20 protein-coding genes are annotated in these 23606 nt (G+C 72.8%); 13 read left to right on the top strand and 7 right to left on the bottom strand.

Annotated elements, in window-relative coordinates; genetic code table 11:
• Positions 1 to 41: 41 nt before the first annotated feature.
• The 6 genes from ACGFZS_RS43980 (at position 42) to ACGFZS_RS43955 (ending at position 6405) form a co-directional block, all read left to right on the top strand.
• Positions 42 to 986 carry an ATP-binding cassette domain-containing protein gene (locus ACGFZS_RS43980; RefSeq protein ID WP_393799854.1) on the top strand — a complete coding sequence of 315 codons (945 nt, stop codon included), beginning with the start codon at positions 42 to 44 and terminating at the stop codon, positions 984 to 986.
• The gene (locus ACGFZS_RS43975) at positions 983 to 1822 is read left to right on the top strand and encodes an ABC transporter permease (RefSeq protein ID WP_393799853.1); all 840 of its coding nucleotides are present in this window, start codon (positions 983 to 985) and stop codon (positions 1820 to 1822) included. The genes ACGFZS_RS43980 and ACGFZS_RS43975 overlap by 4 nt, the downstream gene beginning before the upstream one ends.
• A gap of 73 nt (positions 1823 to 1895) precedes the next feature.
• A complete protein-coding gene (locus ACGFZS_RS43970) occupies positions 1896 to 3164 on the top strand; it encodes a sensor histidine kinase (protein ID WP_393665370.1) in 1269 nt (422 codons plus the stop codon).
• Positions 3161 to 3829 carry a response regulator transcription factor gene (locus ACGFZS_RS43965; protein WP_359219931.1) on the top strand — a complete coding sequence of 223 codons (669 nt, stop codon included), beginning with the start codon at positions 3161 to 3163 and terminating at the stop codon, positions 3827 to 3829. The genes ACGFZS_RS43970 and ACGFZS_RS43965 overlap by 4 nt, the downstream gene beginning before the upstream one ends.
• Positions 3830 to 3967: 138 nt before the next feature.
• Positions 3968 to 5461, top strand: a complete 1494-nt coding sequence (locus tag ACGFZS_RS43960; RefSeq protein ID WP_393799852.1) for a hypothetical protein — start codon at positions 3968 to 3970, stop codon at positions 5459 to 5461.
• Positions 5462 to 5466: 5 nt separating this feature from the next.
• A complete protein-coding gene (locus ACGFZS_RS43955) occupies positions 5467 to 6405 on the top strand; it encodes a YbhN family protein (protein ID WP_393799851.1) in 939 nt (312 codons plus the stop codon).
• A 31-nt stretch (positions 6406 to 6436) separates the two neighbouring features.
• Here the strand turns inward: ACGFZS_RS43955 and ACGFZS_RS43950 are convergent, their stop codons facing one another.
• The 5 genes from ACGFZS_RS43950 to ACGFZS_RS43930 are packed head-to-tail and all read right to left on the bottom strand — an operon-like array spanning position 6437 to position 11924.
• A complete protein-coding gene (locus ACGFZS_RS43950) occupies positions 6437 to 7183 on the bottom strand; it encodes a response regulator transcription factor (protein WP_393799850.1) in 747 nt (248 codons plus the stop codon).
• 56 nt (positions 7184 to 7239) lie between these two features.
• Complete coding sequence (locus ACGFZS_RS43945; RefSeq protein WP_393799849.1) at positions 7240 to 9891, bottom strand: FtsX-like permease family protein; 2652 nt, start codon at positions 9889 to 9891, stop codon at positions 7240 to 7242.
• The gene (locus tag ACGFZS_RS43940; RefSeq protein ID WP_359219941.1) at positions 9888 to 10559 is read right to left on the bottom strand and encodes an ABC transporter ATP-binding protein; all 672 of its coding nucleotides are present in this window, start codon (positions 10557 to 10559) and stop codon (positions 9888 to 9890) included. Before ACGFZS_RS43940 ends, ACGFZS_RS43945 begins: the two co-directional genes overlap by 4 nt.
• The gene (locus tag ACGFZS_RS43935; protein WP_393799848.1) at positions 10546 to 11283 is read right to left on the bottom strand and encodes an ABC transporter ATP-binding protein; all 738 of its coding nucleotides are present in this window, start codon (positions 11281 to 11283) and stop codon (positions 10546 to 10548) included. Before ACGFZS_RS43935 ends, ACGFZS_RS43940 begins: the two co-directional genes overlap by 14 nt.
• Positions 11284 to 11288: 5 nt before the next feature.
• Positions 11289 to 11924, bottom strand: coding sequence for a hypothetical protein (locus ACGFZS_RS43930; RefSeq protein WP_393799847.1), 636 nt, complete (start codon positions 11922 to 11924; stop codon positions 11289 to 11291).
• A 154-nt stretch (positions 11925 to 12078) separates the two neighbouring features.
• On the opposite strand from ACGFZS_RS43930, the gene ACGFZS_RS43925 reads away from it, so the two are divergent.
• The 6 genes from ACGFZS_RS43925 (at position 12079) to ACGFZS_RS43900 (ending at position 20258) form a co-directional block, all read left to right on the top strand.
• On the top strand, positions 12079 to 13407 hold the full coding sequence (locus tag ACGFZS_RS43925; protein ID WP_393799846.1) for a histidine kinase dimerization/phospho-acceptor domain-containing protein: 1329 nt from the start codon (positions 12079 to 12081) through the stop codon (positions 13405 to 13407).
• 790 nt (positions 13408 to 14197) lie between these two features.
• On the top strand, positions 14198 to 14866 hold the full coding sequence (locus ACGFZS_RS43920) for a DedA family protein (RefSeq protein WP_393799845.1): 669 nt from the start codon (positions 14198 to 14200) through the stop codon (positions 14864 to 14866).
• A gap of 69 nt (positions 14867 to 14935) precedes the next feature.
• Positions 14936 to 15577 (top strand): response regulator transcription factor, encoded by a 642-nt coding sequence (locus ACGFZS_RS43915; protein ID WP_393799844.1) that lies wholly within the window; start codon positions 14936 to 14938, stop codon positions 15575 to 15577.
• A complete protein-coding gene (locus ACGFZS_RS43910) occupies positions 15568 to 16836 on the top strand; it encodes a sensor histidine kinase (protein WP_393799843.1) in 1269 nt (422 codons plus the stop codon). The genes ACGFZS_RS43915 and ACGFZS_RS43910 overlap by 10 nt, the downstream gene beginning before the upstream one ends.
• A 38-nt stretch (positions 16837 to 16874) precedes the next feature.
• Positions 16875 to 18146, top strand: a complete 1272-nt coding sequence (locus tag ACGFZS_RS43905; protein ID WP_393799842.1) for a hypothetical protein — start codon at positions 16875 to 16877, stop codon at positions 18144 to 18146.
• A 468-nt stretch (positions 18147 to 18614) separates the two neighbouring features.
• Positions 18615 to 20258 carry a hypothetical protein gene (locus ACGFZS_RS43900; protein WP_393800002.1) on the top strand — a complete coding sequence of 548 codons (1644 nt, stop codon included), beginning with the start codon at positions 18615 to 18617 and terminating at the stop codon, positions 20256 to 20258.
• Positions 20259 to 20413: 155 nt separating this feature from the next.
• Here ACGFZS_RS43900 and ACGFZS_RS43895 read toward each other — a convergent pair whose 3' ends face one another.
• Positions 20414 to 21067 carry a response regulator gene (locus ACGFZS_RS43895; RefSeq protein ID WP_393799841.1) on the bottom strand — a complete coding sequence of 218 codons (654 nt, stop codon included), beginning with the start codon at positions 21065 to 21067 and terminating at the stop codon, positions 20414 to 20416.
• Complete coding sequence (locus tag ACGFZS_RS43890; RefSeq protein ID WP_393799840.1) at positions 21064 to 22287, bottom strand: sensor histidine kinase; 1224 nt, start codon at positions 22285 to 22287, stop codon at positions 21064 to 21066. Before ACGFZS_RS43890 ends, ACGFZS_RS43895 begins: the two co-directional genes overlap by 4 nt.
• Positions 22288 to 22481: 194 nt before the next feature.
• Here ACGFZS_RS43890 and ACGFZS_RS43885 point away from each other — a divergent pair, with 194 nt between their 5' ends.
• Complete coding sequence (locus ACGFZS_RS43885) at positions 22482 to 23282, top strand: hypothetical protein (protein ID WP_393799839.1); 801 nt, start codon at positions 22482 to 22484, stop codon at positions 23280 to 23282.
• Positions 23283 to 23606: the final 324 nt, after the last annotated feature.

The following is a 23606-nucleotide window of genomic DNA, read 5'->3' as shown; positions in this document are numbered from 1 at the left end:
AGGGTGACAGACGGCGCCGGTTCCGGCAGGAAGAGACGCACATGATCGACGCACAGAAGCTGACCAAGCGGTACGGGGAGAAGACGGCCGTCGACGGCCTGGACTTCGCCGTGCAGCCCGGCACGGTGACCGGCTTCCTGGGGCCCAACGGCGCGGGCAAGTCCACGACCATGCGCATGATCGTCGGACTCGACGCCCCGACCAGCGGCTCCGTCACGGTCAACGGACAGCGCTACGCACAGCATCAGGCGCCGCTGCAGGAGGTGGGCGCGCTGCTGGAGGCGAAGTCGATCCACCCGGGCCGCTCCGCCTACAACCACCTGCTGGCGCTCGCGCTGACCCACGGGATTCCCCGGCGCCGGGTCGACGAGGTCATCGAGATGGCGGGGCTGGGCAGCGTGGCGAAGAAGCGGGCCGGTGCCTTCTCCCTGGGCATGGGGCAGCGCCTCGGCATCGCGGCGGCCCTCCTCGGCGATCCGCAGACGGTCATGCTGGACGAGCCGGTCAACGGGCTCGACCCGGAGGGCGTCCTCTGGATCCGCAACCTGCTCAAGGCCCTCGCCGACGAGGGGCGGACCGTGTTCGTCTCCTCCCACCTGATGAGCGAGATGGCCCTGGTCGCGGACCACCTGATCATCGTCGGACGCGGCCGGCTGCTGGCCGACACCACCGTCGGGGACCTCGTCCGCGAGGCGGGCGGCGACACGGTGCAGGTGGCCACCCAGGACCCGGCCCGGCTGCGGGAGGTGCTCGCCGCTCCGGGAGTGGAGATCACGGGCCGGGCCGGCTCCGAGGAGCTTCAGGTGACCGGGGTGAGTGCCCGGGAGATCGGCCTGAAGGCGGCCGAGCACGGGATCGCGCTGTTCGAACTGACCGCGCGGACGGTGTCGTTGGAGGAAGCGTTCATGAACCTGACCAGGGACGCCGTGGAGTACCACGGCTCCGCGACCGTCGAGAGCCTCGAGACCGTCGGGAGGACCGCATGAGCACGCTCACCGCAACCGTCGAGACGCCCCCGGAAGCCCCGGCCCGCCCCGCCTACCGGGTGACCGGACGGCGCGTCCTGGCCTCCGAGTGGGCCAAGCTGTGGTCGCTGCGCTCGACCTGGATCACCCTGGGCCTCGGCCTGCTCTTCCTCGTCGCCTTCGGACTCATCGCGGCGAACCACTACAAGTCCGGCGTCGGCTCCCCGCACCGGGACCCGGACTTCGCCACGTCGACGGCCGTCAGCCTGTCCCTCTTCGGCACCAACTTCGCCCAGCTCGCCCTCGGCGTGCTCGGTGTGCTGGTCACGGCGGGGGAGTACTCCACCGGCATGATCCGCTCCACCCTCGCCGCCGTGCCGCGCCGGCTGCCCGTGCTGTGGTCCAAGGCGGCCGTGTTCGGCCTGGTCGCGCTGCTGGTCGCCACCCTCGGTGTGTTCGTCGCCTTCGGGTTCGGCAGCGCCATCGTCTCCGGCACCCCCGCGGCCATGGGGTTCTCGCACGCGGGAGTCGTCCGCAGCCTGCTGGGCGCGGGTCTCTACCTCGGCCTGGTCGGCGTGATCGGCACCGCGCTGGGCTCGCTGCTGCGGTCGGTGGCCGGCGGCATCTCGGTACTGGTCGCCTCCCTGATGCTGGTCCCGGGCCTGATCTCCCTGCTGCCCAGCTCCTGGCAGGACAACATCAGCCCCTACCTGCCGAGCAACGCGGGCGAGTCGATGTTCGCCCTGACCCACGACTCGACCACGCTCTCGCCGGGCGCCGGTCTGCTGGTCTTCCTCGCCTGGACGGCGCTCGCGCTGGCGGGAGCGGCGTACCGGCTGGTGCGCAGCGACGTCTGACCGCCTGCACCATGGGCAGGTGACGACTGTGACCACCGACTCCACCACCGCGACCACCGACGACATCGGTGGGATGGGACCGCTGGCCGCCCGGCTCGCCCGGGGCGGCCAGCGGCTGCGGCTGGCGGACCGCGCCCATCCGTGGGTGCTGGACACCGCCGTGGCGGCCCTCGTCGTCCTCATGTTCTGCCTGCCGGACCTCGTGCACCACGGCGGTGCGGGGGTCGGCGACGGCGACGGCGACCGCCACAGGTTCCAGTTCGCCTTCACCCGGCTCCCGCTGCCGGCCGTGCTGGCCCTGCAGGCCGGTCTGGTGCTCCCGCTGCTGTGGCGGCGGCGCCGGCCCATGACGACCTTCGCCGTCATCGCCGCGGTCTTCGCCCTGCAGTGGTCGCTCGGCGCCGCGCTGCGCGCGGACGTCGCCCTGTTCATCGCCCTGTACAGCCTGGCCCTGCACGGGCAGCTGCGTCGGCTGCCGTGGGCCTGCGCGGTCATAGCGGCGGGGATGGTGCTGGTCGCGGTGCGCGTGTCGCCCGCCGTGTCCGTCTGGGACGCCCTGTTCTTCCTGCTGAGCACGGCGACCGCGGCCCTCGCCGTCGGCCTGATGGTCCGCAGCCGGCGGGCGCAGCTCGCCGGGCTGCGGGAGCGGGCGGCGCGCCTGGAGACGGAACGCGACCAGCGCATCAGGCTCGCCACCGCCACGGAACGCGCCCGGGTGGCCCGTGAGATGCACGACATCGTCGGCCACAACCTGTCCGTCATCATCACCCTCGCCGACGCGGGCGCGTACGCCACCGACATCGCCCCCGAACGCGGCAAGGAGGCGCTCCAGCTCATCGGCGACACCGGCCGCACGGCCCTCGGCGAGCTGCGCCGGGTGCTCGGCGTGCTGCGCGAGGCGTCGGACGGCACCCGCCAGGCACCCGAACTCAGCCCCCAGCCCGGCCTCGCGGACATCGAGACGCTGTGCGACGGTGTCCGCACCGCCGGACTGGAGATCGTCTACCGGACCGTCGGCGAGGTGGACGCCCTGGACCGGGGAATGCAGCTGACCGTCTACCGCATCGTCCAGGAAGCCCTGACGAACACTCTGAAGCACGCCGGCGCCGGCACCCGGGTGAACCTTGCGGTCGTCGTCGAGGACGAACGGCTCGTCATCCGGATCCGCGACAACGGCACGGCCGGACACCCCGGACCGTGGAACGAGGAAGGACACGGACTGGTGGGCATGCGCGAACGAGCCGCGTTGTACGGAGGGACCGTGAGCGCGGGACCCGCGGCCGACGGGGGCTGGACCGTGGAGGCCGCCCTCGACCTGACCCCCGGGGCGGGTGCCCGGTGACCACGGTCCTCATCGTCGACGACCAGCAGTTGCAGCGCTACGGCTTCCGGGTGCTGCTCGACTCCATCCCCGAGACGGAGGTGATCGGCGAGGCCGCGAACGGCACCGAGGCCGTCCGCAAGACCGCCGAGCTGCGCCCCGACGTCGTCCTGATGGACGTACGGATGCCCGGCATGGACGGCATCGAGGCGACCCGCCGGATCGCCGAGTCCGGGGGACGCTCCCGGGTCCTCGTGCTGACCACCTTCGACGTCGACGAGTACGTGCACGCCGCCCTGCGCGCCGGAGCCAGCGGCTTCCTCCTCAAGGACGCGCGCCCCGAGGAACTCCTCGCCGGGATCCGTGCGGTCGCCGGCGGCGACGCGGTGATCGCGCCGGCCCTCACCCGCCGCATCCTGGACGAGTACGCCCGGCACGTGCCCGCCAGGAGGGGCGACCCGGCCGAGGACCCGCGCCTGGCCGCGCTCACCGAACGCGAACGCGAGATCCTCGTCGCCATCGGCAAGGGCTGGACCAACGGCGAGATCGCCGCCCGCTTCGTCGTGACCGAGTCCACCGTGAAGACGCACGTCGGCCGGGTCCTCGCCAAGATCGGCGCCCGCGACCGCGTCCAGGCCGTGATCTTCGCCTACGACCAGGGACTCGCCCGCCCCGGCACCGGCTGAACGGAAGGCCGAGGTAAGGCGCCGGCACGTCCTCTTCTCACTCGCCTCTCACCCTACAAGCCGTAGTGTGGAGCGTTCTCCTACGACCTGTAGGAGGGCCCGGCTCCACCGCCGGCCCGGGACGACGAGAGGTGCGAGATGGCGGACGGCCCGAACGCCACGGCGACCAGTGCCCCACGGGCCAGACTTCCGGCGCGATCCGCCGAGTCCCGCCGCCGGCGCGGCGAACCCCGGCTCGCGGCGGTCGCCGCCGCCTTCACGCTCGCCCAACTCGTCCTCGTACGGCCCGGACTCGGGCTCGGCTGGGACGAGACGGTCTACGTCAGCCAGGTCAGCGGTCACGTTCCCGCCGCCTACTTCAGCGCGCCCCGCTCCCGCGGCATCTCGCTCCTGGCCGCCCCGATCGCCTCGTGGTCCGACTCCACCGTCCTGCTCCGGATCTACCTGGCCGTCCTCTCCGGCCTGGCCCTCTACCTCGCCCTGCGCGTCTGGCGACACCACGTCGAACCCGGCGTGATCGCCCTGGCCGCCGCCCTGTTCGCCTCGCTGTGGGTGACGCTCTTCTACGGCCTTGAGGCCATGCCCAACTACTGGGTCGCCATCGGCGCCCTGGCCTGCGTCGGCTGCTTCCTGCGCGCCCGCGCGAACCCACGGGACCGGGCGGCCTGGTGGGGCGTGTGCGCGGGAGCGGCGCTCATGGCGTGGATGCGCCCCACGGACGCGGTCTACGTCGTACTGCCGCTGCTCGCCCTCGCCCTCGCCCTGCGCCGCCCGCGCCTGCTCGCCGTACTGGCCGCCGGGCTGCTGGCCGGCGCGGGCGAATGGGTGATCGAGGCATACGTGAGCTACGGCGGTCTCGGGCAACGCCTCTCCGACGCCTCCGCCATTCAGGGCGGCCTCGGCCGGCACCTCGCCGTCCTCGACCAGCTGCGCAGTCTGGGCGGGCGCACCCTGTGCCGGCCCTGCACCGGCTCGGCCCCGAACCCGCTGGTGACCCTGTGGTGGTTCGCGCTCCCGCTCCTCGCCGCCCTGGGGGCCGTGACCGCCGTCCGCACCCGCCGCGCGCTGCCCACCCTGCTGCCGTTGGCCTGCGCCGTCACGGCCGCCGTCCCCTACCTGTTCCTCATCGGCTACGCGGCCCCCCGGTTCCTGCTCCCCGCCTACGCCCTGCTCGCCCTCCCCGTCGCCGGCGGCCTGACCCACCTGGTCACCGCCCCGGCCCGCAAGAGCGCGCGCACTCTGGCCGGCGGCCTGGTGGCGGCCGGACTGGCGGGCCATCTGGCCGTGCAGTACGTCGTCCTGGAACACACCGTGCACAGCTCCGCCGCCTCCCGCGCCGACTGGGCCCGCACCGCGACCGCCCTCCACCGGCTCGGCGTACGGCAGCCGTGCCTGCTCAGCGGCTACGACGCCGTCCCGATCGCCTACTACACCGGCTGCGGCTCCGCCCAGACGGCAGGCCACGACGCCAGCACCACCGTCGCCGGACTGAAGCGTGCCGCCCACCGCACGTCCTTCGCCGTCCTCGTCCCACCGGGAGGACGTGCCCCCGCGTACACACGCGCCTGGCCCGACGAGCGGGTCGGCATCCTCCAGGCGTACGTGGCGCCCGACGCACAGCGGGGGAGGTGACCCACGTGTCCGCGACCGAGAGCCTGCCGGTCACCTCGGGCAGACGCCTGTACCTCCACCTGGGAATCACCCTGGTGGTCCTTGCCGCCGCCGGCGCGGTGCTCGCCGCGCACCGGGCCACGCTGGACAGCGGCACCGAGCGGCTGGCCGCCGCCGACGGGGAGTGGCTGGTGCTCGCCTGCCTCGCCGCCGTCGCCACCTGGCTGAGCGCGGCCGTGGCACAGCAGGGCGCGGTGGTCGAACGCCTCCCCAGAGGGCGGCTGGTGGCGGCGCAGTTCGCGGCCGGTGCCGCCAATCACCTGCTTCCGGCGGGCGCCGGAGCGACCGTGGTCAACCTGCGGTTCCTGAGGCGGTGCGGGCTGCCCACCCGGCGCGCGGCGACCGCACTCGCGGTGAAGGCGGCCGTCGGCGGCGTCGTCCGGTGTGCGCTGGGCGTGGCCCTGCTGGTCGCCGCACCCGGCACGGTCGGCCTCTCGGTGCGGATCCCGCATGTGCTGGTCCTGCTGCCGATGGCGGGCGCGGCGGTCGGCCTGGCGGTCGTGGTCAGCCGCCGCCTCCGCCGAGCGGTGGGCCAGGCCTTCGCCGACGTGCGCGAGGTGCACCGGAGCCGGGCGCGGGCCTGTGCGCTGTGGGGCGGGTCGGTCGCCTTCGCCCTGCTGCACGCCGGAGTGGTCGTCGCCGTGGTGCACGCGATCGGCCTCGGCCTCCCCACCAGCCGGGTCGTCATGGCCTACCTGGTCGCCAGTGGCGCGGCGGCGCTGCTGCCCACGCCGGGCGGACTGGGGTCGTTGGACACCGTGCTCGCCCTCGCCCTGACGGCGGCCGGAGCGCCGGGACCGGACGCGGTCTCCACGGTCCTGGGCTACCGCCTGCTGACCGGCTGGCTTCCGATGGCCCCCGGACTGCTGGTACTCGCGCTGCTGGTCCGCCGCAAGGCACTGTGAACGTCGCCGTACCGCAGGCGCGAGCGCGCGCTCAGTCCTGCGGTTCCGGTTGCCGTTCCAGCCGGTACCCGTGCCCCCGCAGCGTGGTGATCCGGGGCAGCAGGACCGGCCGCCCGCCTGCCCGCGCCGCCTCGGTCAGCCTGCGGCGCAGGCCCGCCAACGTCACGTCGAGGGTCTTGGTGGAGCCGAACCAGTTCTCGTCCCACACCTCGGCCATCAGTGTCTCGCGCGAGACCGCCTCGCCGATCCGCCCGGCCAGCACCGCGAGCAGGTCGAACTCCTTGGCCCGCAGCGGAATGTCGGCACCGAGCAGAGCGCAGCGCCGGGCCGTCACGTCGACGACGAGGTCGCCCAGCCGCACGGGCTCGCGGGCCGGCGCCGCCGCCGTGTGCCGTCTGAGGTGCGCGCGCAGCCGGGCCAGCAGCACGGTCAGGCTGAAGGGCTTGACCAGGTAGTCGTCGGCGCCGGCGTCCAGTCCGGCGATGATGTCGATGTCGTCGGTCCGTGCCGTCAGCACGACGATCAGCAGGTCGGGAAGGCGGGCCCGCAGCTGCCGGGCGATGTCCAGACCGTCCATGTCCGGCAGCCCAAGATCCAGCAGGAGCACGTCGTACGGAACCCGTGCCGCTTCCGCCAGCGCGCCGCTTCCGGTGCGGCACCACGTCGGCGCGTAGTCGTGACCGCGCAGACCGGTCTCCAGGTGGCGGCCGATGGTGTCGTCGTCCTCGACGACGAGGACACGCAGTCGGCTGCGGTTGGGTGCGGCGGGCGTGCGCATGGGCGACAGCCTAGAAGCCGTGGCGGCGCGCGGCCCGTCGCCGGTGTACGCCGGGTTCACAGGTCCCGGAGCTCCTCCACGGCGGGGCGGTGGCTGCCGCGGATGCCGTTCAGGGCCGCGGCGAGGACGGTGGCGAGGGCGGCCGCACCCGTGAGCGCGAGATAGGCACCGGGGACCGACAGGGCTGCCGGTGGCGGATCGAAGACCCCGGTGAGGACCTTGACCAGCATCTCCGACAGGGCCCAGCCGATGAGGGCGCCACCGGCCAGACCGCCGACGGCCAGCAGCAGGGCCTCGGAGAGGACCATGCCGCGCAGGTGGCGTGGGCGGGCGCCGAGGACGGTGGCGACGGCGAAGGTGCGACGCCGTTCGGCGAGTCCGAGGGCGAGGACGAGACCGCCGGCTCCGGCGGCGAGCAGGACGGCGAAGGCCAGCTCGATGCGGGTGAGGCCGGCCAGGTCGACGGAGGTCAGGCTGGTGCCCACGGTGCCGCGGGTCTGGGTGAGGTCGGTGACGGTGGCCCCGGTGCCGAGCTGCTTGCGCAGCTGACCGGCGATCCCCGGCTGGTTCGTGCCGCCGGTGTCGAGGAGGAAGGCGCCGACCGTGTCGCTGCCGGTGGCCTTGGCGATGTAGGAGGCGTTGGCGACGAAGAAGCTGTCCTTGGGCGCGGTGGGGAACTCCTTGGCGATGCCCGCGTAGTGGAAGGGGACCGTGCGCAGGGCCTTGGTACGGGCGTCCTGGATGCGCAGGTTGAGGGTGTCGCCGGGGGAGAGCTGGAAGTCGTTGACGGTCTCGACGCTGACCAGGATGTTGTCCGGGCGCTGGGCGAGGCGGCGCATCAGCTGCTGGGCGGTGCCGCCCGCGAAGTAGGCGTCCTGGAGGGAGGTGGCCCCCGCGATGGTGTCCGGCCGGACGCCGTAGAGGTCCTGGAGGTCGGAGCCGACGTAGGCGAAGCGGTGCTGGAGCGGCTCGACATGCCGTACACCGGAGATCTTCAGGCCGTTCCCGGCGGTGGGCGGGACCTGGGCGCCGGGGGGTTCGGTGACGGTGACGTCGGCGCCGTTGGTGAGCCGGGCGTCGACCTCGGCCTGCTGCTGGTAGGTCGCGTTGAAGACGGCGGTGGAGATCGCGAAGGAGACGGCGAGGGCGAGCAGGACCACCGACCGGGCGAACGGGCGGCGCCGCCGGGCCAGGACGGCCGCGGTGGTGCCGGCCAGGGTCGCGGTCAGTGGCCGGACCAGCCGGGCCAGGGTGGGGCGGCCGTGGGTGAGGGCGAGCAGGGTGAGGCGCCACAGCAGCAGGGCCGCGCCGATCCACAGCAGGGCGGGACCGAGGAAGGCCCAGTACGACACGGAGATGCTCGGGACGCCCTCGGGGGCGAGGACGAGCGCGTACTGGTTGCCGGAGGAGGCCCGGAAGACGAGCCACGAGCCGATCAGGAGGGCGAAGTCCAGGCCGTAGCGCATCCACCAGGGCGACCGGGAGCGTCGTACGTCCTCCTGCTTGCGGGTGTCGGCGACGGTGACCGCGCGCAGGTCGCGCAGGGCGGGGACGAGGACGGCGCCCGCGGCCACCACGGTGCCGAGGACGAAGGCGACCGCGTACCAGAGGGACCAGGTTCCGGCGCTCGCGCCGAAGGAGGCGGTGCCGAAGGCGAGCCGTCCGGTGAGGGCGGCGACGCCCAGTCCCGCGAGGCCGCCGACCAGGCCGATCAGGGCGGCCTCCAGGCCCGCGAGCGCGGTGATCTGGCGGGGCCGCAGCCCGCGCAGCCGCAGCAACCCCTGTTCCTGACGGCGCCGTTCGCCGCCGGCCGAGGCGACCGCCGCCGTCAGCGCGGCGGCCAGCACCGCGCCCGGCACGCCGAGGAAGAGGAAGAGGATCTGGGCGTACAGGGCGTCCTGGCGGGCCGAGTCGAGGGCGGCGCCGATGTTGTTGCCGACCAGGGCGGTGCCCGAGGAGCGGGCTTCGAGGTTGTGGGCGGCGCCGGTGACGGAGGTGTAGGCGGCGGCCGGGTCGGAGGGCAGCCGGCCGTTGTCACGGGCCGCGTGGATCTGCGTGGTGACCCCGGTCGCGCCGCGGGTCAGGGCGGCGAACCGGGCGGCGGGCAGCAGGACGACGTTGTCCGGGGGCGCGGTCGGCTGGGACTGACTGGGGGCGCCGACGGTCTGGAAGAGGGAGTCGGCCTGGGGGAGGTCGACGACACCGTCCACCTTCACCTGGCGCACGCCGACACCGGGCAGCTGGACGCCGACGGTGTCGCCGGGGGCGGCGTGCAGGTTGGAGGCGGTCTGCTGGGCCAGCAGGACCCCGGTGTCGGAGCCGGAGAGCGTGCGCAGGGCGTCCGGGAAGAGGGCGCGGTAGCCGTCGGGCAGGCCGAGGACCATGCCGGGACCCGTGGTCTGGGTGCTGCCCTGCACGCGCGCGGTGAAGCCGGTGGTGTGCGCGAAGCCGACGGGCAGGGCGGCGCGGGTGCCCCGGGCCCCGGCCACCAGGGACCGGATGGCGTTCGGATCGGCGCCGGGCTGTACCTGGACCTGCCAGTCCACGGCGACCGAGCGCACGGCGCGCTGGGTCATGGTCGCCTTCGACGCGGTGAGGAAGGAACCGAGCGCGGCGACCAGGGCGACCGCGAGCGCGATGCCGGTCAGGGCGGCCAGCAGCCGTCCGGTGCGGTGGCGGGCCAGTCCGCGGGCCCATGCGGCGATCATGACACTTCCTCCGGTGCGAGAGGCGCGAGCAGCCGTCCGTCGCGCATGCTGCGGCGGACGGTGAGCCGGGCGGCGACGGCCGGGTCGTGGGTCGTGACGACGAGGGCCGCGCCGGTGTGGTCGGCGGCCGTCAGGAGGGCGTCCAGGACACGGGTCCCGGTGGCGTGGTCGAGCCGGCCGGTGGGTTCGTCGGCGAGGATCAGGCGCGGCGCCTGGGCCAGGACCCGGGCGGCGGCCACCCGCTGGGCCTGGCCGCCGGAGATCTCCTCGGGGAGCCGGTCGGCCAGGTCCGCGGCGTCCACGAGGGCGAGGGCCGCGAGCGCGCACTGTCGCGCCTCGCCCTCCGGACGATCGGCGAGGACCAGGGGGAGCGCGGTGTTCTCGACCACGTTCAGGGCGGGGATCAGACTGTCGCCCTGGAAGACCAGACCGATGCCGTACGGCCCGAGGGAGGCGGCCCGGGTGACCGTGCCGCTGGTGGGCTGTTCGAGCCCCGCGAGCAGATGCAGCAGCGAACTCTTGCCCGACCCCGAGGGGCCGACGACGGCGAGCCGGTCCCCGGCCCTCAGCTCCAGGTCGGCCCCGTGCACGGCCACCACGGACTGCACTCCCCGGCCGAAGGTCAGGGCCGCGTCCGCGCAGCTGACGAGCGTCTCATCCGACGGCATCGCGGGCCTCCTCGTGATCCTGCCGCCGGACATCGGCGGCCTTCCCGTCCGTCAGGGTGATCACCCGGTCCGCGATCCGGACGGCTTCCCGGCTGTGCGTGACGATCAGCACCGCGCACCCCTGTGCGGCCCGCTCCCGCAGCATCGACAGGACCAACTGCTCGGTCTCCCCGTCCAGTTCACCGGTCGGTTCGTCGGCCAGCAGGACGGCGGGCGCGTTGGCCAGCGCCACCGCCAGTCCGGCCCGCGCGAGCTCTCCGCCGGACAACTGGCGCGGCAGGGCGTGCGCCCGGGCGGCCAGCCCCACCCGGTCCAGCAGTTCCCCGGCCGCCACGGCGGCCCGGCGGCCCCGCGCCCGCTGCGGCAGCCGGACGTTGTCGCGCACGCTCAGGTGCGGCAGCAGGTTGCGGGTCTGCAGCAGGACGCCGATGTGCCGGGCGCGCAGCCGGGCCCGCTCGGTCTCGGGCCGGTGGCTGATGCGCACGCCGTCGACGTGGACCTCGCCGCCGGAGGGCTCGTCGAGCCCGGCGAGGCACGCGAGGAGGGTCGACTTGCCGGCCCCGGACGGCCCCACGACCGCGACCGTCTCACCCCGCCGTACCCGCAGGGACACCCCGCGCAGCGCGAGTGTCTCCTCTTCCCCGGCCCGGTAGAAGCGGTAGAGCTCGCGGGCCGTGAGGACGTCGTCGGCGCCGCCGCCGCTGGTGTGTGCGTTGTCGGACATGGGGCTCACCGCCAGGTGAAGGAGTCGCTGACGGTGCGCCACGGGTCGACGTTGTCGGCGTTGACCGGGCCGGACAGGGTCACGTCCACCTCGTGTCCCGCGCGGTAGAACGCGTACCGCTCGAACGCGTCCCGCACCACCTTTCCGGTGACCGGGTCCTTCGCCGAGTCGCCCTGGTAGGTGACCAGGACCACCCGCCCGGCGCGCCGGGTCACCTCGCTCACCTTGGGCGAGGCGAACTTCGGTACCTGCGCCTGGAGTTGAGGAACGACCTGGCCGGTGACCGAGCCGGCCGTCGGCGCACCGGAGGCGGAGACCGCGGCGATCCGCACGGTGTTGAGCTTGTCGGTGAACGCGGTCGTGCCGCCCTGGCTGGTGCGGGCCCAGCCCTCGGGCACCTTCAGGGTGAAGCCGGTGAAGGAACCGCCGGTCGGCCGGTAGGAGACGTACACCTGGTTGTCGGGGATGTCGCCGGGCGGATTGGACTCGGTGGGCGCCGGTTTGACCTGCCCGCTGACGGTGGAGGAACCGGACGCGGGGGTACCGGACCCGGTGCCCGACCCGGACCCGGAACAGCCCGCGGTCACCGCCGCCACGACGCTCAGCCCGACGACGGCGTACGTCCTTGTGTGTGCTGCCATGGCCACTGCCCTCCAGGGAACTCCGCTGACCGGACGGTCATGGCACCGACGCTAGGAAGCGGCCGGTTAACGCCCCGCCCGCCGAGGGTTAGACGACGGCAAAACCGTGTGGCGCAGCGCATCCGCCCAGGTGAACGGCCCGCATGATGGGCGCATGAGACAGCGCGTGGTGCGAGTCGCCCTGACCGCCGCTCTGGTCGCCGTCGTCCTCCTCGCCGTGCCGCTGGCCCTGGCGATCAGGTCGTCCCTGTACGCGGACCAGCGCGACACCCTGGAGCGGGCGGCCCTGGCCGGCGCCGTACGGGTGAGTCCGGACTATGTGAGCGGCGACCCGGTGGAACTGCCCGCGCCCCCGGCCGGCGGGCGGCTCGGCCTGTACGACCCGCACCAGGTACGGCGCGCGGGCAGCGGGCCCCGCCCCGGCGACACTCCGGTCCGGCAGGCCCTGACCGGCGAGGTGGCACGCGGCCGGGCGGGCGGCGACCTCGTCGTGGCCGTACCCGTCGCCCATGACGAGCGGGTGATCGGCGTCGTACGGGCCTCGACCCCCGTCGCCGCCGTACGCGACCGGGTGTTCACCGCGTGGGCGGTCCTGCTCGGCGTCGCGGTGTTCGCCCTGGCCGTCGCCGTCCTCGTCGCCCGCCGGCAGGCCCGGGCGCTGGCCGCTCCACTGGAGGAACTCTCCCGCCACTGCCGGGCCGTGACCGAGGGCGACCTGACCGCACGGGCCGCCCCGAGCAGCATCGCCGAGATCGACCAAGTCGCCCGCACCCACAACGAGATGCTGCACAGCCTCGCCGAACTCCTTCGCCACGAAAGGGACTTCGCCGCCAACGCCTCCCACCAGCTGCGCACCCCGCTCACCGGCCTCCAACTCGCCCTGGAGGCAGGCCTGGCCCAGGAGGACGACGCCCGGTTGCGGCCCGTGCTGACCGAGGCGCTGGCCACCACGCAACGGCTGCACCACACGGTGGAGGAGGTCCTGCGCTTGTCCCGCTCCGGGGAGGCCCCCCGCCCCACCGCCGGGACGACCGAGGTGCGCCAGTTGCTGCGGGAGACGGAGGAGCGGTGGCACGGCCTCTTCGCCCAGGACGGCAGACGCCTGGAGTGCGCCGTTCGCGACGCACCGGCCGACGCCCGGATTCCGGGCGCGCCCGTGTCGGAAGTGCTCGGCATCCTGCTCGACAACGCCCGGGTGCACGGGCACGGCACGGTCCGGTTGGCGGTGCGGGACCTGGACGACGTCCTCGCCTTCGACGTGAGCGACGAAGGAGCGGTGACCGGCGAGCCCGCCCGGCTCTTCGACCGCGGGCGCAGCGGGAACGGGCACGGTACGGGCATCGGCCTGGCCCTCGCCCGCGATCTGGCCGCGGCCCTGGGCGGCAGGCTCTCCCTGACCAAGGGCCATCCGGCCACCTTCACGCTGCTGGTTCCCGTCGGCCGGGAAGAGGCGGCGCAGGAGGCCGAAGGGGAGTCCCGGTGAGCCGACGGCCGCCGATGGGGCCAGGCCGCATGCGCGGGGAGGGGGCACAGCCCGCGTCCCAGTGCCGCTCGCGCACTCCCGTGGGCATTCGGCGCGCCCACCAGGACGAAAGGACGTCCCGCCATGGCCGCGGCCGCCACCGCGCAACTGGCTCTCGACGGATCCGGCATCGACGGCTCGTTGTTCACCTCGGTCACCGACTTCGCCCGCGACACCAAGTGGCTCAACACACCCATGGAGCTGTGGACCAACCTCGGTCTCGGGGTCTTCGCCATCCTCATGATCGCGGGCTGGTGGACCGCACGGCGCCGCGGCCCGCGGGCGATGACCCTCGCACTGGCCGCACCGGTCGCCGTCCTGGCCGCCTTCGCCGCCGCCGAGGTCGTCAAGAAGCTGGTCGGGGAGGTGCGGCCCTGCCGCTCGATGCCTCGCGCCTACGTCGTCGACACCTGCCCGGCACCGTCGGACTACGCCTTCCCCAGCGGGCACGCGGGTCTACGTCGGCGCCCACTACCCCCACGACGTCCTCGCCTCAGCGCTCCTCGCCCTCCCCGTCGCCTCCCTGGTCAGCTGGGCACTGTGCCGCCGGGCCGCCCCGCTGGTCGGCTCCCTGAGCCACGGGGCGCTGCGCCCGTTGCTCGCGGCCGAGCCCACCGCCGGAGTGTGAGATATCGAACGACTCGCGAAGTTCTACTACGTCATGTAGAGGTAGGACGTATCGTGGGAGTGCCATCGGGGCCGGGTGCCCCGAGGAGTATCCGCACTCGTCCCACCGGAAGGACCCTGTCCCATGACGGCACCGTTTCCGGCCGCCTCCCAGCTGGCTGTGAACGTGCTCGACGCCCATTCGCTGCTCGCCGCCTTCGGCGTGCTGGGCGTGGCGGTGGTGATGTTCGCCGAGACCGGGCTGCTGGTCGGGTTCTTCCTGCCGGGCGACTCCCTGCTGTTCACCGCCGGCCTGCTCTGCACGGGCTCGGCGCAGGGGAGCCTGCACCTGTCCCTCGGCCCCCTGCTCGTGGCGGCGGCGGCCGGCGCGCTGGCCGGGGCGCAGTGCGGGTATCTGCTCGGGCGGAGGGCCGGCGGAGCACTGCTGGCTCGCAGTCACTCCTCGCGCCTGCACGAAGGAACGAAACGCGCGGAGGAACTCCTGGAGCGGTACGGCTATGCGAAGGCCATCGTGCTGGCCCGCTTCGTGCCCGTCGTGCGCACGGTCCTGAACCCGTTGGCGGGCGCCCTCGAGGTGCCGGTGCGGACCTTCACCCTGTGGCAGGTCGTCGGCGGCCTCGTGTGGAGCGTCGGCCTCACCCTCGCCGGCTATGCGCTGGGCTCGTCGATCCCGAACGTCGACCGGTACCTGCTGCCCTTGGTGGCGCTGATCGTCCTCGTGTCACTGACCCCCCTCGTCGCCGAGCTGTACCGCGGACGCCGGGCCGCCAAGTCCCGTGGGGGCCGCGCTTGACCGGTGCCAGGGGCAGGGGGATTGGAGAACCATCGCTGGAGTACCTAGGGTCGGCCTGTGTCTTTTATTGTGGTTTGTGAGGATGACGCGGCGGTCCGTGACGTCCTCAAGCGCGCACTCGAGCACGACGGTCATAGCGTCGCGGTCGCCTCCACGGCGGACGGCCTGCTGCGGCAGCTTGAGCCGGTCCCTCACCTGGTCGTCCTGGACCTGGGGCTCCCGGACGCCGACGGCCGCGATGTCTGCCTGGCGCTACGGTCACGGGGCGTCGACGCCCCGGTGCTGATGCTCACCGCTCTGGACGGCATGCATCACAAGGTGGGCGGCTTCGAGGCCGGAGCCGACGACTACATGACGAAACCGTTCGACATCCCGGAGCTGCTGGTGAGGGTCCGCGCCCTGCTGCGCAGAACGACCGCGACGACCCCGCCGAGGGGCGTCGTCCTCGATCCGGCGAAACATGTCGTGATCCACGGTTCGACGAGCGAGAGCCTGACCCCGACCGAGTTCCGGCTGCTGGGCAGACTCATCGCCTCCCAGGGCGACGCCGTACGCCGCCATGCCCTCGTCGCCGCCGGTTGGCCCCATGGCGCGCAGGTCAGCGACAACACCCTCGACTCCTTCGTCCGCCGGCTGCGGACCAAACTCGGCGCGCTGGGCGTGGCCGATCGCCTGGCGACGGTCCGTGGGGTGGGCTACCGATGGGAGTGACGGGTTTCCGCGGAAGGGTCGTCGCCCTCGCGGTCCTGATCGCGACAGCGGTCGTCGCCGTGCTGGTGGTGGTCTCCCACGTGCTGCTGAGCCAGGTGACCGAGTCCGACGCGAACGCACTGGCGCGTTCACGCGCGGAGGCGGTGGCGGCCAACGTGACCGTACGGAACGGCCACATCGTGCTGGTCGAGAGCGGCAACGAAGCGCTGGACACGGTCTCGTGGGTGTACGCCGACGGGCACCTCGTCGACGGGATCGTGCCGGGCGGTGTCCTCGACCGGGTCGACGCGCTCGTCGGCTCCGGGCGGTCCCAGACCGTCACGGTCGGCAGCGACCTGCTGTACGCCCAGCCGATCCTGCTCGAAGGCCATCACGTCATGGCGGTCGTGCGGGTGGATCTGACGCCGTACGAGACGTCGGAGCAGCGCAGCCTGACGATGTCCCTCATGCTGGGCGGCATCTCGATCCTGCTCGCGGGCGTGGTCGCACACCTCGTGGTGGGCCGTGCGCTGCGGGTGGTCCACGAAATGGCCGCTCTCGCCGACGACTGGGGCGATCACGAACCCGGGCGCCGATTCGACCTCGGCGTACCCCGCGACGAGTTCGGGGAACTCGGACGGACCCTCGACCGCCTGCTCGACCGCGTGGACAACGCGCTCGCGGACGAGCGCCGGCTCACCGACGAGATCGCCCACGAACTGCGGACACCCCTGACGGCCCTGCGGGGCGAGGCGCAGCTGGCGCAACTCGCCGGTCACCCCCTGGCGCCTGCGTTCGTCCTGACCGAGGTCGACCGTCTGAACGCGGCGGTCACGACGATTCTGAGCTCCGCCCGGACACGGATCGACGGTGGCACCCGCTGCGATCTCAGAGCGGCGGCCCGGCAGGCGATCGCCGGCCGCTCCGTCGAACTCGCCGTCCCGGCCGACGTCGATGTCGCCGTGGCGGCCGAACTCGTCGTGGCCGTGTTGTCACCCCTGCTGGAGAACGGCCTGCGGCATGCGAGTTCACGCGTCTGGATCACGGCGCGCGTGCAGCCCGAAGGGGTCGTGATCGATGTCCTCGACGACGGCCCGGGGTTCGATCCGGCGGAGGTCGACCGGGTCTTCGAAGCGGGCGTGACCAGCGGCGACGGCCACGGTCTCGGGCTGGCCGTGGTGAGGCGTCTCGCCGCGTCCGCGGGAGTGGCGGTCCGTGCGGTCGCGGACGGTCACGGGCGCGTCGAGGTGACCTTCCCCACCCCGGAGGCGATCACGTAGTCAGGTTGTGTGCAGGTTGGCCGGGCCAACCTCGGCGCATGACAACGACGAGCGAGGCACGCACGCGCAGCGGGCGGCTCCTGCTGAACAAGGTTCCCGAGGTCACCGTCTGGTTCTGGGTGATCAAGATCCTGTGCACGACGGTCGGTGAGAGCTTCGCCGACTGGATCAACATGAAGCTGGGCGTCGGCCTGGTGAACACCGCCTGGATCTTCACCGCGGTGTTCGTGGTGGTTCTGGCCGTCCAGCTGCGCTTGAAGCGGTACGTTCCGTTCCCGTACTGGCTGACCGTGGTCGTCGTCAGCGTCACGGGCACGCTGTACACCGACATCCTGACCGACCAGGTCGGCGTGCCCCTGTGGATCAGCTCCGCCGTGTTCTCGGTCCTGCTCGCCGGGGTTTTCGGTGTGTGGTGGGCGCGCGAGCGCACCCTCTCGATCCACTCGGTCACGACGCTGTCGCGTGAGTCGTTCTACTGGCTCACTGTCCTCGTCACCTTCGCGCTCGGCACCGCGACCGGAGACTGGACCCTGGAGCTCACCGGCTGGAGCCCGGGTGTCTCGGTCCTGCTGCCGCTCGGCCTCATCGCGGCGATCACGCTGCTGTGGAGGTTCGGCGCGAACCCGATGCTGTCCTTCTGGCTCGCCTACATCCTGACCCGCCCGCTGGGCGCCAACATCGGCGACTGGCTCGCCTCCCCCAAGGTCGCCCAACCGGGCGAGCCGACCGGCCTCGCGCTGGGCACCTTCACCACCAGTCTGATCTTCCTCGGCCTGATCCTGGCGACCGTCATCTACCTGACGGTGACGCGCCCCGACGTGACCGAGACCTACGAGGCCACCCACATCCCGCAGATCAGCGCCGACCCGCGCCGGGAGCGCACCGCCCTGGCGGGCTTCGCGCTCATCGCCGTCGCCACCGGGAGCCTGCTGGTCTGGGCGCACAGCCAGCCGCACGTCGGTCCGGCGCCGGAGACCGACGCCACCTCCACCGTGCATCTCGCCCCCGGCCAGGCCGTGAAGAAGTTCCCGCCCGCGAAGGTCTCCGCGCTCAAGGCCCTCGCGTCGACCTCGCTCAAGGACGCGCGAGCGGGGAACGAGACCGGCGCCCACGCGGCCGCCCAGTCGCTGCGGGACCTCTGGGACGCCGACCAGGCCTCGTTGCAGCCGCTGGACAACACCGGCTGGACATTCCTCGACGCCCAGATGGACCAGGTCCTGAAGACCTTCGGAATCGACCACCCGAACGCCCCCATGTCGTCCGCGCAACAGCAGGCCGAACTCAACACCCTCCTCACGGACATGGGCTGAACGACCCGACCGGCGGCGCCTCTCCGGAGGCCGCCGCACGGCGGTCAGGACCGGGATGTCGCGCTGATCAGTGCCGTCGGCACGCTGGGGCAATCAGCCCACCACGCGCCGGTGCAGGTAAGAACTCACGCTTCGATGCGGGCTACTTCACGCGAACCACTTACCGACTACATCCTTGTAGACGGTAAGTGAACGGCAGATGATCGAACAGGGGCGTCCACTCGCCCCTGCCCTGCCGGGTGGATGTGTGCACCCCTTGCCGGGGCGGCCGGACGAACCTCCGGCCCGGGCGGGACCCCACCCCCCGAACCCACCCGCAAAGGAGAGCAGTCCTTGGCCGTCATCCATCGTGGTGGAACGGGCGTCGAGACCCGCCGTCGTACGGCGACGCACCCTGCGGCACCACCTCCGCACGCGGCCCCCACCCCCGGTGTCCCCGACGCCGGGCCCCAGCAGTGGCACCGCGGCATGACACTCGTGGCCACGATCAGCCTGTTCATCGGCGCCCGCGCCGCCTGGACCACCGCGATGGCGTCGAGCCCGCCGGTGGCCGCGGTCATCTCCGTCTGCTACGCCTCGATCCTGGTCTGTGCCGTCCTCAGCCTTCTCGTGCGTGGCTCACGGTCGCTGATCCGGGTCGACGCGCTGGTACTGATCACCGCTGTCACCCTGGTGAGCTGCGGTTATCTGCTCGACCACGCCGGCACCGACGAAGGCGTGCTGACCGCCCAGGCCGCGCGCGAGATCCTGCACGGGCACCGCGTCTACGGTCAGCCGTGGCCCTGGCTGTTCAGCACGCCCCGCGTCGGGATCACCAAGACCATGTCCGGCGGCGCCGACTACACCTACGGCTATCCGCCGCTGACCGCCCTGCTCGCCGCACCGGTGTACGCCGTCCTCCACTCCACGGCGGCCGCCACCCTGGTGCCCACCGTGGCCCTCCTCGCCTCCACGGTCCTGCTGTGGTTCCTGCTGCCGGCGCCCTGGCGTTCCGCGGCCACGGCCGTCTGCCTGGGGTTCGGCATCCTGCCCCACTACGCCTACTCCGGCTATCCGGCGATCACGGCCCTGGCACTCCTCGTCCCCGTGGTGGTCCGCTGGCCGAGCACGGGTGCGGGCGGCCGCCTCGGAGCACGGGGCGTACTGCGGGCGGCCTGTCTGGGCGCCGCCTGCGCCGCTCAACAACTCGCCTGGTTCCTCGCGCCGTTCCTCCTGATCGGCCTCTACGCGGTCCGCCGCGGCGAGCTCGGCCCCCGACGGGCGCTGGCGGTGACCATCCGCTACACGGCCGCGGCCGCCCTCGCCTGGTCCGCGGTCAACGCCTACTTCGCGGCTCAGGGCTTCTCGGCTTGGCTGAACGGCATCCTGCTGCCCCTGGAGCAGAAGGCGATCCTGCACGGCCAGGGAGTGATGGGCATCTCCTACTACTTCACCGCGGGCAGCAGCCGCCTCGACTACTACTCCTACGGCAGCCAGTTGCTCCTGCTCGGGCTGCTCGCGGCCACCCTCCTGTCCGTCCGGCGGCTGGGCCCGGCTCTCACGGTCCTGCCCTGGATCGCGTTCTATCTGGCCACGCGCTCCCAGGACGGCTACTTCCTGATGATGACCCCGCTGTGGCTGGCGGCCGCCGCCACTGTCCCGGCCGCCGCGTTCGCCCATGCCTGGCAGCCGCGCCTGCCCCGCCTCACCGGCCGCCGCGCGAAGGTGATCGTCGCGGCCGGGGCCCTCGCCCCCGCCCTCGCGTGCGTCGTGATCGCCGCCGCGAGCCCACCGCCGCTGCGCATGAGCCTCACCCCGCACTTCGCCAGGCGCGGGGCACGTGTCGGGGTCACGGCCGTCGATGTCCGGGCGGTCAACACCACGGGCACGGCGCTCGAGCCGCACTTCGCGAGCCGTACCGGCCAGGGCGCCTCCAACTGGTGGACGATCGCCTCGGGCCCCGCGATGCTGGCCCCGCACACCGCTGCCGAGTACCGGGTGGAACCCGCGAGAGGTTTCCGCGCGATGCCCGGCGGCCACGGGCCCGGGACCTATCTCATCGCCGTCACCGGCACGCCCATGACGATCACCTCCGCCCACATTCCGACAGCCACGTCCGCGGCCGGCACCTGATCCGAACCCGCTCGCCGCCGGAACCACAAGCCGCGCCCCATGACGGGGAGGTGGTCGTCCGTTCCGTCGTCCGGCCCCTGCAGTCCGTCCACTTTCCGAAGGCGGTCGGCGCCACTCGGTGGAGTGACGGGGGCGATTCCGGACGTCCCGTTGTCTCAGGGCCTGAGCCGGTGTTCGTAGGAGAAGATCACGACCTGTACCCGGTCCCTGAGCTGCAGCTTGGCGAGGATCCGTGTGATGTGCGTCTTGACCGTGGCCTCGGTCAGGCGCAGCCGGTCGGCGATCTCGGCGTTGGTCAGTCCGGAGCCGATCAGGTGGAACACCTCCTGCTCGCGCGCGGTGAGCTGGGCGAAGCGCTTTCCGGCGTCCTGGTCGTGCGGCCAGGGCGCGATCCGCGCGAACTTGTCGACCAGGCCACGGGTCACGCGCGGGGTGAGGACGGCGTCGCCGCGGGCCACGGCCCGGATCGCGTCGCCGAGCACCGCGGGCAGGACGTCCTTGAGCAGGAACCCCGCGGCACCGGCGCGCAGCCCCTCGAAGGCGTAGTCGTCCATGTCGAACGTGGTCAGGATCAGCACCCGGGAGGAGGCCTGGTCACAGATGAGGCGGGTGGCCTCGATCCCGTCCATCACGGGCATCCGCACGTCCATGAGGACCACGTCCGGGCGGTGCCTGCGGACCTCCTCGACCGCCTCGCGGCCGTCGGCGGCCTCGGCCACCACGGAGATGCCGGGCATGGTGTTCAGCAGGCTCCGGAAGGCCATGCGCACCAGCGCCTGGTCGTCGGCGAGCAGCACGGAGACGGTCATCCCTGTCCCTCCGGAAGCTCCCGGTCTTCGGGGACCGGCGCCCGGCTGCCCGACTCGCGCAGGCGCAGCCGCCCCGCCACGGACCAGCCGGCCGCTCCCGGCCCGGCCCTCAGGTCGCCGTCGAACATCGCGACCCGTTCCCGCATTCCGGTCAGGCCGTTGCCGGCCGGCGCGGGCTGCGGCGGTGCCCCGTCGTCGGTGATGCGGAAGCCGATGGTGTCGGCCGCGTAGCTGAGTTCCACGTCGACCCGGGAGGCGTCGCGTGCGTGCTTGACGACATTGGTCAGCGACTCCTGCACCACTCGGTAGAGGGTCGTCTGCGCCGCCGGTCCGAGGCGCTGCCGGACCGCCGACGGTCCGGTCTCGTCCAGCCGGACGTCCAGTCCGGCGCGGCGGGCGTCCGCGAGCAACGCCTCCAGCGCACGCAGGTCGGGCTGTGGCGCGAGGGTCACGCCCTCCTCGGTGCGGAGCATGCCCAGCAGGCGCCGCATCTGCGCCAGCGACTCCCGGCCGGCCGCGGCGCTGCGCAGCATCTGGTCGCGGGCGTCCTCCGGACTGGTGGCCGTGGTGGCCGCCGCCGCCTCCGAGAGGGCGATCACCACTACCAGCCCGTGGGCGACGATGTCGTGCATCTCGCGGGCGATCCGGGCGCGTTCGGCGGCCGCGGCGAGTTGCTCGCGCTGGGCGCGCTCGCGTTCGAGCCGTTGCGCCTGGTCCTCCAGGGAGGCGAGATAGCGGCGCTGTGCGCGCATGGTCGTCCCCAGGAAGAAGACGGCCGCCGCGAGGCCGGTGAGGATGATGATCCCGTCGTTGACACTGCCCCGCGGAGCGACCTCCATCGCCACCAGCACCACCCCGAGCTCGGTGGCAGCGGCGGACGCCAGGGAGACGCGCAGTCCGTACCCGGCGGCGACGGTGTAGAGGGCCACCAGCACCGCGAAGTCCGGTCCGGGCCCCACCCCGAGCGCCCAGCCCGCCATGGCGCCCGCCCAGCAGGCCCAGAACACGGCGACCGGCGCGCGGCGCCGCAGCAGCAGGATCCAGATCGTCGCCGCCGCGAGCAGCCAGTGGCCCGCGGGCGCGTGGTCGTACAGGAGCTGATGGACCGCGACCACGCTGCACGCGGCCGGCGGCAGGACGACCGAGAGCGCCGCCACCGCCATCCGGGGCCGCGGTATCCGGGGCCTGCTGAGACGTTCGGGCCGGGCGTGGTCTTTCACAGCCCCGACCATACGGCCGGCGCGACCGGCCGGCATCAACCGAAGGTCGTACACATTCCGGGAAATGGCGACGATCGTCCGATCCGCCGCGGCCCCGGGCTTCCTACGGTGGTGCGCACGGTGCCGGAGGAAAGCGCGGTGGAATTCCCGGAAGGATCGTCCGGTGCCGACGGACGAGAACAAGGAGCAATTACGTGACGACCATCCGTCCGCACCGGACACGACCGGACATCGCCGTCAAGGTTCCCGAGGTCACCCTGGTCTTCTGGGTGGCGAAACTGGCGACGACCGCGTTCGGCGAGGCATTCTCCGACTACGTTTTCTTCAATGACCACATCGGCAGGAACGCGGCCATTCTCGGTGGCCTTGCACTGCTCGCCGGCTGTCTTGCGGTTCAACTCTCCAGGCGGAAGTACTCGCCGCTCGCCTACTGGCTGACCGTCGTGGCCGTCAGCATTTTCGGGACCATGTCGGCGGACTTCCTGAACCAGGATCTCGGCATGCCGCTGTGGGGATCCACGGTGATGCTGCTGGTTCTCCAGGCCGGGGTCTTCGCCGCCTGGTGGCGCAGCCAGGGGACGCTGGACATGCACTCGATCGACAGCCGGGCCCGCGAGACCTTCTACTGGCTCACGGTGATTCTCACCTTCGCGCTCGGTACCGCGGCCGGTGACCTGGCCGCCGGACCACTGGGACTGGGCACCCTGGCGTCCACGTTCGTCTTCCTCGGACTCATCCTGCTTCCCGCCCTGGCCTACCGCCGGTTCGCACTGAACGAGGTCGTCGCGTTCTGGGTGGCCTACACCCTCACCCGTCCGCTGGGCGCGTCCTTCGCCGACTGGCTCGGCGTGCCCGCGCCCTACGGTGACGGCCTCCAGCTGGGCACCGGTCCCATGAGCCTGGCCACCGGGGCCGTGCTGCTCGTCGTGCTCGGCCTGGTGGTGAGGAGGTACCGGGTGACCACGCGGCACGCCGGTCCCGGCTCCGGGAGCTGACCCGGCCGGCACCGCCTGCGGGATCTCTCCTTCGTGTACGTCCGTATCCCCACCTTCCTCTACGTCATGTAGTAGCTTCGCCCTGGCGTGCCTCGGGGGTGGATGCCGGATCCCCGGGCCTGCTCGCATCCCGTCCTCGCGGTGGCCGTTTCCCAGGTTCTACATCATGTAGTAGCTTCGGCTCTCGACGCCACCGCGATCGACTCGTGGCCCCTATCCCGTCAGGAGACTGATCGACCGTGCCCCGCCGTGACGACCCGGTTCCCGAGCCGGTGCCTTCGCCGTACGCCGCAGCGCCGCAGGGCTCGACCGCGGGCCGGATCG

Source organism: Streptomyces sp. NPDC048288 (assembly GCF_043201555.1).
Lineage (GTDB): Bacteria > Actinomycetota > Actinomycetes > Streptomycetales > Streptomycetaceae > Streptomyces.
This window is presented reverse-complemented; position numbering and strand designations above follow the sequence as displayed.